Source organism: Amycolatopsis sp. NPDC041971, from assembly GCF_055588925.1.
In genome coordinates this window covers 50,180-65,048 of record NZ_JBVJCE010000004.1, presented here as the reverse complement: position 1 = coordinate 65,048, position 14,869 = coordinate 50,180, and the positions used below count along the sequence as shown (strand labels likewise).

The following is a 14,869-nucleotide window of genomic DNA, read 5'->3' as shown; positions in this document are numbered from 1 at the left end:
CAGCTACTCGATCCGGGTTGGGCTCGACGCATCTACCACGCGCTGATTCACGAAGCGACCCAGCAGTCCGAGCCGACGGACACGGACGCGCTCGCCACTCGTGGTCGACACGCTGCTTCGAGGAATCGGTACCGACGGAGGACTCCGAGGCTTGGGGGAGGACTAACCCCGGTCGACTCGTGGTCGGGCGGGCCGTGAGGACAATTCCCGTTGCCTGGTCGGGTGGTCACGAGCGTGAGCCGTCGACCATCTGACCAGGTGAACTGGACGAAACGGAGGGTCGCCGTGATCGCGGATGATGGCGATCCTGGCGGGAAGGGCGCCACGTCGGCACAGCGTGGGACGTCTGCCGCGATCGCGGCACTGCCACGCGTGGGAAGTCCAGAATCCGTGAACACCGATGGCGTCACCTTCCACCGGCATCGCTGGGCCGGCCCCTGGCCCGATCGGTGAACCCGGCATCCGCGGCTATATCAAGGAAACCTGGCAGCTCCAGGCGGGGGCAACAGCGGACCCGCACCCTGTGTTCCGGTCCCTTCGCAGCTCGCCGCCGCGGCAGAGCAGCAACTCGAGCGGGCCGGCGGACTGCTCGCCGCCGTTCGCGGGACCGCGCCGGCCATTGATGAGGTGCGCTGAACTGCTCCGGGGTTGTCGCCATCTCCTCGAGGTGATCCAGCCTGCTGACGGTCCCGCTCAGCTCTGACCACGGTAGCGTTCGTACTCATCAGCTGCCTCCGCGATATCACCGTCCAGGATCATGGTCAGCGCGTAAGAGATGGTCTGTACCCAATCGTCCAGCCGAGTCACCTCCGCGTCCGCGATCAAGCTGTTCCGGCGGAGCATCCCGTCCGGCATTACACCCCAGGCTCGGCCGAAATGGCAGATTCCGACCACAGCGGAAACCACCTCACGTGACACCAGGTCAGCCTGCAGTGGTTCGGCAAGAGTCAGCAACGCCGACATGACGTCGTGGAAGTTCTCCTCGCGCAATCCGGTGAACGGTCGCAGAGACCCGAGGAAACCCCGTTGCCAACGCGGATTCTCGACATCTGGATGCGTGCACGAGTGGAACAGCAGGGCTTCACGGGCATCAGCCGGGGTCACGCGAACACAGTAGCGCCAACCCTTCCGCGGCCGAAGACGGCAGTCCGCACCTGCCACGATGGTGCGTTGCCCTCGCGCGACGGCTGTCATCGGAGTTGCGCCTGACAGTGCTGCTCAGCGTGGCCGGTCACCTCGTCGGTGATCGTCGAGGGTGGTGGCGAGACGGCGATGGACGACCTGGCTGTTTCGACACGGCGACGGCTCGGCACGCCCGACTCCAGCACACTGCGCCAGCCGAATAGTCGGCGTACCCGAGCATGACCATGACCGCAGCGAGCATCCGGTTGACCAGAGGTGGGCCATGCCTGAACGTGCGGGTGAGCAGCATGCCGTAGGGGTGATGCAATCTCGTCACCGACCAATGTTGTTTGATGTATTGCTCCAGCCGCTTGGCTACTTGAGTGCGCGCTCAAAAGAGACAGGATTTGCCAGGATCTACACCTTGCCAGGCCAACATATGCCCTGGTCAGGCACTGTCTTGGGCCCTTCGGTCTGATCCAGGCCCTCTTCCATGCAAGGCGTATGGATCTCACTCGGTCGTGCGGCAGGCCGCTATCGCGCCGTTCAAGAGGATCGACGTGCCATGAGATGACTGGTCAAGTTCCGTCCTGGCAGTCGGATTTCCTTTATCTTGTTGCTGTGCGGTTTCTGGTGGTCGGCCCGTTGGCTGTCTCCCGTGCTGGATCGATCACAGCGAAGCTTCACGTCATGCCGTCACATCGCTGCACTGCTTTCTCGCGAGCTCCAGGAGTGATACATGTCCACGATGCTTGTAACGCATGCCGACCGCATGGTGCCGCTTGTCGTCCCGAAGGTTCGCGCGGGAGAGGGTTCTCATTCTCGTCTTGACCCTGCTTCTGTTCCCGCGCAGGAACTTCGTCATAGTGACTGTCGGGGGCGACAGCATGCGGTCGACGTACACTCCAGGTCGGTTCCTCCTGGTGCGGTGGTGCCGAACCGCGGCCGAGGGCCGGGTCGCGGTGATCGCGATGCCCAGCCCGCGGGTGCCTGGTGACCCGGCAACGCTGGTGAAGCGTGTCGCTGCGGTAGGCGGGGACCCGGTGCCCCGGAAGGTGTACCGACCGCCGACGCCAAAGTGTCTCCGCATCAGCTGCTCTTACTCGGGGCCGACACCGCGCACAGTTTCGACTCACGCCGTACTGGCTACTTTCCGGCGACGATCTCCTGGGTGACGGCGTCTGTCCAGTCGCTACGACGGCGAAGTGAGCTGTAGCTCCTCTAAACGACAACTGGGGCCGACCAAGGGGTGCCCGCGATACCTACCTGGTATCGACAGTCAGATTCATATGCAAAAGGTTATGAGTGCCGCGATAAGTACATGGGCGCACTCTTGCTTCGAAGGTTTACCGAGGCCAGTCTGGGGTGACTGGGTATCGTGATCGCACTGCCAGGTGTGATCACGACAACTGGGGAATTAATATGGAGGGTTCTTCTCGAATGTTCACATTCCGATCTATCAGGCGAGCCAGAGGGTTTGCCGCAGTCGGAACGCTAGTAGCCGGAATAGGCCTAGTGACAGTCCCGATGGCGGATGCGGCTGCACCTGCCTCAATCGACACCACCGGTGGCGCGTACTTCGCTGTACTCGTTCCGAAAGCAGCGCCGCTCGACCTGGCGGAGATGGCGGTGATCGCCAATGAGGGTTCCATCGTCCAGAAATGGCCGCAGATCGGTGTGGTGATCGCCCGCTCCAAGCAAGCCGATTTCGCCACGCGGGTGCGTCGGCAGGGCGGTATCGCCGGTGTGGGTGCCACGAGGAACCTGGCCGAACTGGGGACGAGGAGCCGGGAGGCGGCACCCGTACTTCGGACAGCGACCGCCGAAGACCATGGTGACATCGGATCGCGGGCATCGGCATCCGGTGAGCCGCTGGCTGCCAATCAGTGGAACATGAAACTGATCGGTGCTGATCAAGCCAACGACATCAATCCGGGCAGCAGGAACGTGCTCGTCGGAGTCATGGACAGCGGTATCGACTCGACGCATCCTGACCTCCGTGCCAACATCGACCACGTCGCTTCGGTCAATTGCGGGGCCGACGGGGTTCCAGACAGGACAGAAGCCTCCTGGCAGGACCAGAACGGACATGGCACGCACGTCGCCGGCATCGTGGCGGCGGCCCGGAACGGAATCGGTGTCGCAGGCGTCGCGCCTGACGTGCGTATCGCCTCGATCAAGGTCGGCACCGCCGACGATTACATTTACCCCGAATCGGCCGTCTGTGGATACATTTGGGCCGCCGAACACGGCGTTGACATCGTCAACAGCTCATTTGCCATCGACCCGTGGTATCTGTGGTGCAAATCCGATCCGGACCAGGCCGCGGTCGCCGAGGCCGTACGCCGGTCCATCGCCTACGCCACATCGAGGATGGTCACGACGGTCAGTTCGCTGGGTAACAACAATTGGGACCTCGCCCACGACATCGTCGACACGTTGAGCCCGACCAATGGAACGCACTTGACTCGGAATACCGACGCGTCGTGCGTGAGCCTTCCGGCCGAGATTCCGGGAGTCGTCGGTGTATCCGCGGTAGGCGCGGCGAAGAGCCGCTATTACGCGTCGAATTACGGTACCGGTGTGGCAGATCTCACGGCGCCGGGAGGTGACTGGAGGTTCCAGACCCCGTCGACGCCGGATGCGAACGGGCGAGTGCTGTCCACGATTCCGGGTGGCCAGTACGGCTACCTGCAGGGGACTTCCATGGCAGCACCACATGTCACCGGTGTGCTGGCACTTCTGAAGAGCCGCTACCCGATGCTGTCCGGGGATTCACTCAAAGCCGCTGCCGAAGCCGGCGCGGAGGTTCTGCCGTGCCCAGCCGGCGGCGTCCACGACCCAGGAGGCACTGGTCAGTTCCGCGCCGTCTGTGAAGGAGGCGTGAGCGGAGCGGGCTTCTACGGGAAGGGTTTGGTCAACGCGCTCCGAGCGGTCGGCTGACCGGTTCGAAACCACTATAACGTCAGCTGATAACAGAAAACACGCTGTTTGGAAGTACAAGTCGGTCGATGGTGCTCCTCGCGAGTGGCGCCATCGGCCGACTTGCTTTCGCGAGCACTTCGTAATTCCACCGAGAGTGCTGGCCGCGGTCCTGGGGGCCGACCGCGAGCGCTGCGGCCAAGAGTCCGACGGTGATGCGAAGTGAACTTCGCCGTTGTCGAAGTCAGAGTCGCAAATGCAGGACTGGCGGTAGTAGTGTCTGCTGTGAAGTTGTGCACTGGGGGTTCGATGGAAATCGGAATGCTGGGTTCTGTTTCAGTCTTGACCGATGAGGGACCGCTTACACTGGGTGGTCCGAAACCACGCACACTGCTGGCTCGGTTGGCGGTGTCGGCTGGCGCTGTCGTGTCAGTAGAACAGCTTATCGACGCGGTATGGGATGCGGACGCGCTGAAACGCTCCAGAGCGTCGGTGCACACCTATGTGTCCACGCTTCGAAAAGTCATTGTTGAAGGTGGCGGCCAAGATGTGATCATGCGTGGGCCTGGTGGTTACCGGCTGGCGCCCGACGTCGCGTCGATCGACTTCGACGGCTTCGTGCTTTCCGTACGGGACGGGAGGCGAGCGCTACGTGAGCATCGGTTCGCGGCCGCCGCGAAGTCGCTCGGCGACGGGCTCGACCAGTGGCACGGTACCGCATTGGGCGGTGCGGACGGCGGTTGGATGAGCGCTGAACGGGACCGGCTTTCGGAAATGCGGCTCGCAGCAGTGGAGGACTGGTCAGCGGCCAGGCGACCTGGAAGGTCTTTCGTGTCGATTGATGATGTGCCGACCCCTGCGGCGGGTGCTTCTCCGGACGGCCCTGCGGCGGCTTTCGTCGATGCTTTCGCGCAGGGGTGGAGGGCGCCTGCCGATGCCGATGAGCTAGCCGACCACTTTGACCCCTGGCTCCATGCCGACTACCGGTTCACGCAGCCGCTGATCCGGGCTCCCGGCTCCGGGCGCAACGCGTTCCGAGAAAGGTTCGCGCGTCCGATCTTTTCGCTGTGCTCCGATGTACGTGGATCGGTGGAGTCCTGGGCTCACCGAGATGGAATGCTTTTCATCGCGTTTCGTCTCGACGTTACCGTCGGCCGTCGCAGGGTACGGTTGCGTGTCTGTGACCAGGTACTCCTTGACGATGGCCTCGTCGCTGAACGACACACCCATTTGGATGTGGTGCCGTTGCTGGGTGCCATCCTGCGCAGTCCACGCCTATGGTGGCGTGTGGCGAGGTGGCAGTGTGACGACATGATCGCCAAGCGGAGGCAACTGAGAACACGGCGAGATGACGGCTGGCTGTTCTCCGGATATCCGGGCCGGAAATGATCGGTGATGGGATCCGTGATATTGGCGAAGGGGGCGGTTTCTAGAGAACTTCTATCAACGGCTTCACGGGATCGGCGCGGTCGTGCGCGAGGAGCTTGTCGCAAATTCTGGCACTACCATCGCCGATATATTTGAAGCGCAACTATTCGGTGGCTCTGCGATGCTGGAATCGGCTTACGGTCACATGGCCATTCGAAATTCGGAAAACTTTAGCCGGGCTCCGGGCTCGCGTGCTTTGCTCGGCTCTGGCTGCCTCATCCGAGGAGCTGGATCTGCCAAGGTCGTGCATGGTCTCATATCGGGCTGTTGCCTGGTCGAACAGCGTCGAGCAGGGCGCTGAGGATCAGCTCAAGTCGATAGAATGCGGCCCCGGAACTCCTGGGGGAGAGCTGCCGGGGCCGCCGCATGAAACGGTCGTCTCCTGGGGGAGAGGCTGGCGACCGTTCCGAAAACAACGCAGTTCTCATTCCTTCATCTACTGGTAGGCCACTTTAGAGGAACCGGATGCCTAAGATCAAGTCTGCTCGCTCGCACGGGTAAGTGAGGAGTTCGGAATATTGCGTTACCGGTGTTCAGGGACCCTGGGGAACGAATCATGCAAAAATCCGTCGATCGATATCTTCTTGTCTATATCTGCGGCGCACGCCGGGCTTCTGTGGTCTCGTTCGTAGCGGGAATGGTGGGGGATTCGGCACCGGGACAAGTCGACCGCTTGTGGTTACGGAGCAGTGAGACTACTTCAACGGGTAGTTCGGCCATTCGCGCCGTAGGTGCCGACCGGCACTCAGGCTGGAGACGTGCGCGTTGTACGGTTCGTGGCGTTTCGGCGCTGGCCCATCGAGGTCCCTGTCGGCTGTACGTGGTCTTCAGGCGGCTGTTACCGCTGGACAAGTAGTAGGCAAACGCTTACAGTAAACAGGTGCATATAGAAACGCTTCATGCCGAGACGCGATCGGTGTCCATCAAGGCGTCCCCGCAAATCGTCGTTGACCTGGTGTCCGATCCGCATAATCTCCCTCTGTGGGCCCCAGGAGCGGCATCTGCGGTGCGTCCTGATGGTGACGCGTGGTTGGTCGAGAGTGGCGGAACCGAGACCCGTATGTTCGTGCGTGTCTCGCGGGAGCACGGGACCGTCGACCTCTTGGTTGCCGAGGATCCTCCTCAGGGGGTGTTCACCCGTGTCCTGCCCAGCGGTAAGGGTGCCGAGTATCAGTTCACCCTTCTGTTCCCCGAGGGGACGCCCGAACAGGCCGTCGCACAGCAGATGACCATTGTCGAAGAAGAACTGCAGATGGTGCGTAGACTGTCCGAAGAGCGTCAAAGCAGTAAGTAGCAGTTCGAGCTTGGCCCGACTTTCTCTCGCGCCGAAAATCGTACGGAGTTCATTCCATGTCTGGCCCCGACGCTGAGGCAGAGCTCTCAAGCGTGGTGCAGCTGCTACGTGGCAGCCGGCCTTTACGAGCGCTCTTCTCGGCACGAGTGATCTCCTATACTGGGGATTCGCTCAGCCTTGTCACGTTGATGCTTCATGTGGCCAATTCCACCGGCCAGGGTCTGGCGGTGGCCTTGTTGCTGCTGGTCGGCGACTTCGTGCCCTCACTGCTCGGCCCGCTCGCCGGAGCCATCAGTGATCGGTTCGATCTGCGTAAAGTAATGATCACGTGCGAGATCGTGCAGGGCGTGGTGATGCTGCTCATCGCACTCACGCTGCCGCCGCTTCCGTTCCTGCTCGCTTTGGTCGGTGTTCGCGCCGTCGCCTCGCAGGTGTTTCAGCCCGCCTCCCGGTCGGCCGTTCCGGCCATGGTCGGCGGCCGGGATCTGGAGGTCGCGAACTCGGCTGTCGGCTTCGGCTCGAACTGCGCCGAAGCGTTCGGTCCCCTTCTCGCCGCCGCCATGCTGCCGTTCCTGGGTATCCGCGGCGTTCTGCTGATCGATGCTGCGTCGTTCTTGCTGTCCGCTGCGATTCTGACGGCCACCAAGCCAATGTCACCTGAACCGGATCCGGACAATCTGGCGTTATCGGCCCAGGCAAGGGTCGGTCTCAGTTACATTCTACGCACGCCCGCTGTTCGGATCTTGTCCTTGGGCTTCTGTGCGGTGGTGGCCTTCAACGGGATCGATGATGTGGCATTGGTACTGCTGGCCAAAGAAGAGCTGAAGTCAGGCGATAGCTCCGTGGGCCTTCTGCTTGGAGCAGTCGGAATAGGCCTCCTCATCGGCTACGCACTATTGAGCCGGTTCAGTGCCAAGGTCTCGATGCCTGCGCTGCTGATCGCCGGGTTCTTCGTGAGCAGTGCGGGGAACTTCCTCACAGGTCTTGCCTGGTCCGTCGTCGCCGCGTTCACCGTGCAAGCCACGAGAGGGCTCGGTCTTGCCGGCATGGACGTGGCTTCCTCGACCATCCTGCAACGAATCGTGCCGCCGAAGCTGCTGGGTAGAGTGTTCGGCAATCTTTACGGTGCGATCGGGGTGGCAGCCGCACTGTCTTATATCGGCGGCGGCCTGTTGCTCGACCTCGCCGGCGCTCGGGCCACGTTTCTCGTTGCGGGAGTCAGTGGAACTTTGTGCACCCTGTTGGTGGCACTGGTGCTGCCACGGGCCATACGCAAGCATCGCTGAGTCTGTAGTTCGATGACTCGTACTGAAAGAATATTATGGCGACTCCCGAAGGAAGAAGGTGCGGTGCGTATATCACCGAGTGAAGATCTGCTGCGGAGAGCGAAGACCCGAAATTAGTCGTCAGTCGTGTAAAGCCTGGCAGTGCAATCGCTGCCAGGCGCTTACTGGTTCGACCCGTGAGGCGAGAATCCGGTGGGGGTCGACAGCTGCGTGCGTTATATTCAGCTCACCTTGATCCGCAGGTTCGCGGTGCGGGTGGTATGTTGATGAACGGTTTCGAACAGTGAATCAGCGGGTGGGAAGTTTCAGAACCTTCTCCACCAGGGCAGAGTTGCAGTATTCGACGACTTCGACGATTCGATCGTCCGTCAGGCGAAAGATGAAGCAGTATGTTTGATCGTAAGTATCCCCATTTTTCGTCGTGGCATGGCCGCGTGCTTGTACGACCACATGATCCTCGGCTGCGAGGATCATGTCTGCCTCGCTGCGGTAACTGTCGGAAAACTGCGCCATCAGAGGGCGAAGTAACTTGTGCACCACTTCCGTCTTCGGCTCCCAGACGCCGCCCCATGACCAATCTCCCGGAAAAATCCATCGACACTCGTCGGCCATGGCATCGGTCAGGGCACGAGCGTTTCCCGCTGCCAACTGATCGAACACCGTCACGAGGAGTTTCCTGTTGTCTTCCGCACTCATGTTTCTGACGCTACGCTGGCGCGAGTAATGCGACAAGTGACATGTTCGCATGACTGCTATGCTTGTTCGGCATGAGCGACTTCACGATTTTGGGTTTACGCGTGGTTCGGGCGGCGGTACGCTATGGCTCGTTTTCCATAGCGGCAGAGAATCTGGGGTATACGCAATCCGCTGTTTCCCGGCAGATAGCCTTGATGGAGAGAGCGGCTGGCGTCGCGCTATTCGATCGGCAGGCTCGCGGCGTTCAGCCCACGGATGCGGGGCGAATTGTCGCGCAACACGCAGAAACGGTTCTCAATGAATTGAACATAACTGAACAGTCGCTACGCGAACTGGGCTCCCCGTCCTCTCGTCGGTTACGTGTCGGCGCCTACTCAACGGCAATGGCGGCTCTGGTGCCGGTCGCCATCGCAGAGTATGCGACCCGCGAACCGTTGACCCGCATCAAACTGCGAGAAGGGCTCTCGGCAGCGCTGTTGGCATCAATGGTTTCCGGACGGCTCGACATGGCGATAGTCACAGAACCCCACCGTAAACCGGTGGGAATCGACCTCACTCCTCTGCTCGAAGACGAGTTGTATCTGGCTATGCCTGTCAACCACCGGCTTGCCGGCAGGCGTAGCGTCACTGGCGAGGAGTTGCGCGGGGAACGCTGGATTTCAGGGGCCGCCAACCCGACTGATGGACTGCTGGGTATCTGGAATCAGTCGACGGAACAGCTCAACATAAACTTCATCGTTCGTGATTGGATCTCGAAGATCGGGCTGGTGGCGGCGGGGTTAGGGCTGGCCGTCGTCCCTGGGCTGATGGTTCCATCATTGCCCGAAGGCGTAGCAGTGGCTCGGATCGGAGAAGCAGGCGCGAAGCGTGTCACGTTCGCGGCCACGCCGGCAACTGCCGAAGGAGAAGAGCGTTGCCGTGAATTCCTGATCACGCTGCGCGAATCAGCGGTTGAAGTCGGACTCGGAGCGGCTCGACGACTGCGAAACACTCGTTATCCTAGGAGGATGTAGATGAATCGTTGGAATGCACCGACAATACATCAGTTGAGAGCTTTTCTCGTTTTGGCTGAGGAGCTGCATTTTGGCCGCGCTGCTGCACGGCTCTTCATGAGTCAGCCTGCGTTGAGCCGGCAGTTCAACGTCTTGGAGCAACGTCTTGGAATTCAGCTCCTTGATCGAAACCAGCGGTCCGTCAAGCTGACGCAGGTAGGTGAGGTGATCCTCCCCAAAGTGACGGCGGTTCTCGCGGCGACGGATGAGCTCCACCGGGTTTCGATCGAATACTCCGAAACAGTGACCGCGAACCTTATCGTGGGAACGGTCGGCGCCGAGGCGGCTATGGAGCACACACGCCTGGTGATAGCCGAAGTAGCACGGCGGTATCCGAACCTGCACATAGACGTCCGGTTGCTCAATGCCACAGAACAGTTTCGCAGTCTCTACACCGGAGACGTGGACGTCGTCTTCTGTCGCCCACCTGTTCCGGAGCAGATTCAGACTCATCATCTCGCAACCGAAGCCCGTGTGGTCTGTGTGCCGGCAGACGACACGCTCGCGTCGAGGAAGGAAGTATCTCTTGCGGAACTCGACGGGCGCGTGATGATCGATTACCCGCCCGAGTGCCCGCAGGTTTGGCGGAAGTTCTGGGCGGTGGACCCACGCCCAGACGGTTCTCCGGTCAAGTACGGACCGATTGTGAGAGATGTCGAATCGCTGCTGGCCACTGTGGCGCAAGGCAGAGCCATCGCGTTCCAGCCCGCAGCGGCAAGGCACTTCTTTCCGCGTCCGGGCATCGCGTTCCTCGATGTCACTGGTATCGATCCATGCACCTCGGCGCTGGCTTGGCACGCCGACAGCGCACAACGACCCGCTGTCAAGGCCATCAGGCTGGCAGCCGAGGAATTGTTCCCTTCTCACGTTCAGGAACCGTGACCTCGCAGCTTCGGCCGGCCACGCGAAAAGGACGGAATGGCTGTGTCGTAGGTCATGGTGGTGATGGACGTAGAGATGGGCTTGGCAAGCCATCCCGCGTAACGACACCGACGTAGAAAGAAGCGACGGATCTGCGGATGGTCGAAGAACGCGAACACTGGGGCGATAATCTTATCGCGGGAGAGCTGAAGTGCAAGCAGTTCGGTTATGCATTTTAGTGAGAGAAGATAGCATGTTGTATATGAGACGTGCTCAAGGCTCTTTCAACTACACCTTCAGGGCTGCCTGATGAAGTTGTCCATGGCAGGTCTTCAATTTCGCTTCTGGCTTCCCCTCATTTCCAATTTATAGCGCACAGGAGGGCTTGCGGCAAGCCCTGGTCGGTTCGGCAGAATCGTCGGCGTAACCCAGACGCCAAGGAAGTTGGAATGGAAATCATGAGCCCTGCCCCCACCGTCCGCTCTACGGCTAGCCAGGATGTGCGGTCCGAAGTCGATGTCGTCATCGTGGGCGCCGGCCCGGTCGGGCTGATGCTGGCCTGTGAACTGCGGCTCGCCGGCGTTCGATCCATGGTTCTCGAGCGGCAGCCGCAGCTGCGTGAAATTCCGAAGGCCAACGGGCTTGGCGGGCAGATCTTGGAACTACTTCGTTACCGGGGCTTGCTCGAAAGGTTCGAGGCGGCCTGTGACGCGCCGAGTCATCCCGCTCCTCGCTACCCGTTCGGCGAAGTACATGTCGACTTCTCGCCGCTGTCCGAACCTCCGCTACGGGGCCTCACCCTTGCTCAACCGATCCTCGAACGTCTCCTGGACGAACGGGCACGCGAACTGGGTGCGGTCGTGCGCCGCGGGCACGAGGTGGTCGAGATCGTTGACGACGGCTCCACAGTGACCGCCCAAGTAGAGGGACGTGACGGACGATACCTGGTGACCTCTCGATACCTGGTGGGGTGCGACGGCGGACACAGCAGGATTCGCGAGCTGGCCGGGATCGAATTCCCAGGAACAACGTATCCCGAGGTTCATCGGCTCGGACAGATCACGTTGCCCGATTCGATGGCCGGACCCGAAACCGGCGAGTTCCTCGACTTGCCCGGTGCCGGCAAGGTAAAAGCCGGCTTCACGCGCACAGAACGCGGCGTATTCGGATACGGGGCATTGACTCCAGAGGTTCTGCTCGTCTCCACCACGGAGAAGGAGGCGGTCGACACCGACGACAACACGCCGATGTGCCTGGCGGAGTTCCAGGACAGTGTCCGCCGCGTCCTGGGTGTAGAGATACCTGTCAAGGAGGTGATCCGGCTTTCGCGCTATCAGTTGCACGCTCGGCAGGCCGATCGATACCGCAGCGGACGAATCCTGCTGGCGGGCGACGCGGCACACCTCTTTCCCGCCACAGGCGTGGGCCTGAACACTGGCATGCTCGATGCGGTCAATCTTGCCTGGAAGCTGGCGGCGGACATCGACGGCTGGGCGCCGACGGGACTGCTCGATACCTATCACGACGAACGTCGGATGGCCGGTATGAGGACCATGCTCCACACGCAGGCCCAGGTGGCCCTGCGACGCGGTCAGGACTCCGCCGCTGACGCGCTGCGGACGATTTTCCTGGAGCTGTTCTCCGATGAGCAGCCGCTACGCCGTATTGGAGGTATGCTCGCCGGTACAGACGTCCGTTCCCCACTGCACACCTATGACTCTCACGCCCTGACCGGAACTTTCGTTCCCGATCTCGTGCTTCATACCGAAAATGGCACTACGACGAGCATCGCGACCCTGATGCAGGCCGCACGACCGATCTTGCTCGTTCTGGCCGATCGAGCGGATCTACGCGACGCTGCTCGAGAGTGGGATACTCGTGTCATCACTCAAGTCGCGAAAACCAGTGACAGGCCGGCCGATGCCCTTTTGATCCTGCCGGATGCTCACGTTGCGTGGACCGCAGGCATCGACGAATCGACGAACACGGCCGTGCTCGCGTTGCAACAAGCCCTTACCGCATGGTTCGGCACACCTCCGGATACGCGGCCGGAAACCGCTCCCAGCGGAGTGCCGCGAACTCAGGATTCGGAGACGTCACGAGAGTGAAGAAAGTCGAGGCTTGGTCAGTGTTGAACTCTGCACCTCAAGTTATTGAGAGGTAAGGCAAAGGTGTCCGGCCGCCGAAGCCTTGCGTGGCCCGATCGCCGGGGTCCGGCGCGTCCGTGACCGTCCACAAGGACTCCAGAACGGATCTCGGCGCCCGATTTGAGCATTTACCGTAGCTTTGCGCGGGGGTCGTAAGTGGCGGTTCGGGTTATTGAGGGGGTAAGGCAACTTGGCGTACTGGAGTCGGAGGCGGGCGCGAAATCGCTGAAGGGGCCTGGCGTGGTTTCGACAGTCCACAGGGATATCACGATCCCTGTGTCCGCTGGGCCGCTGCCATGATTGTCTCTCGCATGGGTACACGAAGGCCCCCTTCCTTGCGCTAGGCGCAAGGAAGGGGGCCTTCATGTACTCCACGTCCGCCCCAGGCGCACCGGCGCAGCCGACGAAACCCGACCCTCACCCTCCCGAAGTACTTGACGGCCTCCTTCCCCGTTTTCAGAGAAGGGAAGGAGGCCGTCACAGACCTGCGATCGGTCGAAGCCGCAATGCAGTAGGTATCCAAGACACTCTTGGCCCCAACTGTCTTCACTCACGACCCCAGCGCGGGGCTACGCAAAGCACTCGAATCGGGCACTTGAGGGAGACGGGATGTCCGTCGTGGACAGTTGCGGCCGAGGGCGGCCTGTGTCCGGCTCACGTCCCCGAAACCCTTTTATGGAGTCAACGAAACAACCGGTGCGGCAAGGCTCGCAACACGACACGTTTTGCCCTCCCTCAATAGTTCGGCGCAGCGGTAGCATCAAGGCGCGATGTTGTTGAAGGGTGGCGAGGTCGAGAATCCATTACCGGAGGTGAACGTACGGTTCGTCGAGCCGCCAGTGAGTAGCTGTGGCGCGCCGTTGCAACGCTCCGGCTAGCACGGTTGTCTCTCCGCGTGCTCGCCGCCGTCGGACGTTCGCAGCGGTGACGGAGCGGCCGCATCGAAGCGGACGCTCGAACTTGTGGCCCGTGAGGTGCACAGAGAAGGATTGGACACCATTTGCGAATAGTCATCATCGGCGGCAGCGGACATGTCGGTACCTTCCTCGTCCCACGGCTGATACGCGCCGGTCACGATGTGGTCAATATCAGCCGCGGGACACGAGTTGCCTATGCCGACGCTTCGGAGTGGCAGCAGGTACGTCAAGTCACCGCGGACCGGCATCGCGAGGACGAGCAGGGAACGTTCGGCGAACGGGTGGCCGGGCTGGCGCCGGATGTCGTGATCGATATGGTGTGCTTCACCCTGGACTCGGCGAGCGCGCTGGTCGCGGCTCTGCGCGGAAGAACCGGTCATCTGCTGCATTGCGGTTCGATGTGGCGCTACGGGCCCAGTCACAAACTGCCGATCTCGGAGGCTGACGGCTCGGCACCGATCGGTGAGTACGGCATCCAAAAGGACAAGATCGCGCGGATGCTGAAAGCGGAGACTGCCGCCGGAGGCCTCGAGACGACCTCCCTGCATCCCGGGCACCTCGTGGGTCCGGGCTGGCATCCGGTCAACCCGGTGGGCAACTTCGATCCGGTCACCTGGTTCACGCTGTCCTCTGGAGCACCAATGCAAATTCCAGGAAGCGGTGCCGAAGTGATGCATCACGTGCATGCCGACGACGTCGCACACGCCTTCGAGCAGGCGATCGAACACCGCACCGCCGCGGTGGGAGAGGATTTCAACGTCGTCGCGCCCACCGCCTTGACCGTCCGCGGCTATGCAGCGGCGGCGGCCGGTTGGTTCGGTCGGGCCATCGCGCTTGAGCCCGTCACCTGGGAGCAGTTCCGGCGGGCCACACCCCCCGACCAAGCCCAGCACAGCTGGAACCACCTGCACCGGAGCCAGTGCCTGACCATCGAGAAAGCCCGAACGCTCCTCGGCTACGCCCCCCGGTACGAACCCGAAGAGGCGGTACTCGAGGCCGTTCGCTGGCTGATCGAACACGACGAACTCAAGGTCGCCGCCCCCCTCGTCGTCTGACCACGGGGTGCGACACAGGGGGGCCTTCGCTATGAGTTCCGTCGGGCACGCGAAGAAGCGGGGATGCCGAAACCCTGTGTCTCATTGGG

At 61.6% G+C, this 14,869-nt stretch carries 11 protein-coding genes; 9 read left to right on the top strand and 2 right to left on the bottom strand.

Annotated elements, in window-relative coordinates:
* Window positions 1-693 precede the first annotated feature (693 nt).
* Window positions 694-1,104, bottom strand: a complete 411-nt coding sequence (locus tag ACZ6DT_RS11065) for a hypothetical protein (protein WP_465592071.1) — start codon at window positions 1,102-1,104, stop codon at window positions 694-696.
* Window positions 1,105-1,883: 779 nt separating this feature from the next.
* On the opposite strand from ACZ6DT_RS11065, the gene ACZ6DT_RS11060 reads away from it, so the two are divergent.
* The 5 genes from ACZ6DT_RS11060 (at window position 1,884) to ACZ6DT_RS11040 (ending at window position 8,052) form a co-directional block, all read left to right on the top strand.
* Window positions 1,884-2,297 (top strand): S24/S26 family peptidase, encoded by a 414-nt coding sequence (locus ACZ6DT_RS11060; protein ID WP_465592068.1) that lies wholly within the window; start codon window positions 1,884-1,886, stop codon window positions 2,295-2,297.
* A gap of 352 nt (window positions 2,298-2,649) precedes the next feature.
* A complete protein-coding gene (locus ACZ6DT_RS11055) occupies window positions 2,650-4,065 on the top strand; it encodes a S8 family peptidase (protein WP_465592065.1) in 1,416 nt (471 codons plus the stop codon).
* A gap of 288 nt (window positions 4,066-4,353) precedes the next feature.
* Window positions 4,354-5,433 (top strand): AfsR/SARP family transcriptional regulator, encoded by a 1,080-nt coding sequence (locus tag ACZ6DT_RS11050; protein WP_465592062.1) that lies wholly within the window; start codon window positions 4,354-4,356, stop codon window positions 5,431-5,433.
* A 919-nt stretch (window positions 5,434-6,352) separates the two neighbouring features.
* Entirely contained in the window at window positions 6,353-6,766 is a 414-nt protein-coding gene (locus tag ACZ6DT_RS11045) for an SRPBCC family protein (RefSeq protein ID WP_465592059.1), read from the top strand.
* Window positions 6,767-6,858: 92 nt separating this feature from the next.
* The gene (locus ACZ6DT_RS11040; protein ID WP_465592056.1) at window positions 6,859-8,052 is read left to right on the top strand and encodes an MFS transporter; all 1,194 of its coding nucleotides are present in this window, start codon (window positions 6,859-6,861) and stop codon (window positions 8,050-8,052) included.
* 288 nt (window positions 8,053-8,340) lie between these two features.
* On the opposite strand, the gene ACZ6DT_RS11035 is transcribed toward ACZ6DT_RS11040, so the two are convergent.
* Complete coding sequence (locus ACZ6DT_RS11035) at window positions 8,341-8,748, bottom strand: nuclear transport factor 2 family protein (RefSeq protein ID WP_465592053.1); 408 nt, start codon at window positions 8,746-8,748, stop codon at window positions 8,341-8,343.
* A 71-nt stretch (window positions 8,749-8,819) separates the two neighbouring features.
* On the opposite strand from ACZ6DT_RS11035, the gene ACZ6DT_RS11030 reads away from it, so the two are divergent.
* From ACZ6DT_RS11030 to ACZ6DT_RS11015, 4 genes are all read left to right on the top strand, one after another.
* Window positions 8,820-9,761 (top strand): LysR family transcriptional regulator, encoded by a 942-nt coding sequence (locus ACZ6DT_RS11030; protein ID WP_465592050.1) that lies wholly within the window; start codon window positions 8,820-8,822, stop codon window positions 9,759-9,761.
* The gene (locus tag ACZ6DT_RS11025) at window positions 9,762-10,682 is read left to right on the top strand and encodes a LysR family transcriptional regulator (RefSeq protein WP_465592047.1); all 921 of its coding nucleotides are present in this window, start codon (window positions 9,762-9,764) and stop codon (window positions 10,680-10,682) included.
* Between the two features lie 428 nt (window positions 10,683-11,110).
* The gene (locus tag ACZ6DT_RS11020; protein ID WP_465592044.1) at window positions 11,111-12,769 is read left to right on the top strand and encodes an FAD-dependent monooxygenase; all 1,659 of its coding nucleotides are present in this window, start codon (window positions 11,111-11,113) and stop codon (window positions 12,767-12,769) included.
* 1,039 nt (window positions 12,770-13,808) lie between these two features.
* Window positions 13,809-14,780 carry an NAD-dependent epimerase/dehydratase family protein gene (locus ACZ6DT_RS11015; protein WP_465592041.1) on the top strand — a complete coding sequence of 324 codons (972 nt, stop codon included), beginning with the start codon at window positions 13,809-13,811 and terminating at the stop codon, window positions 14,778-14,780.
* Window positions 14,781-14,869: the final 89 nt, after the last annotated feature.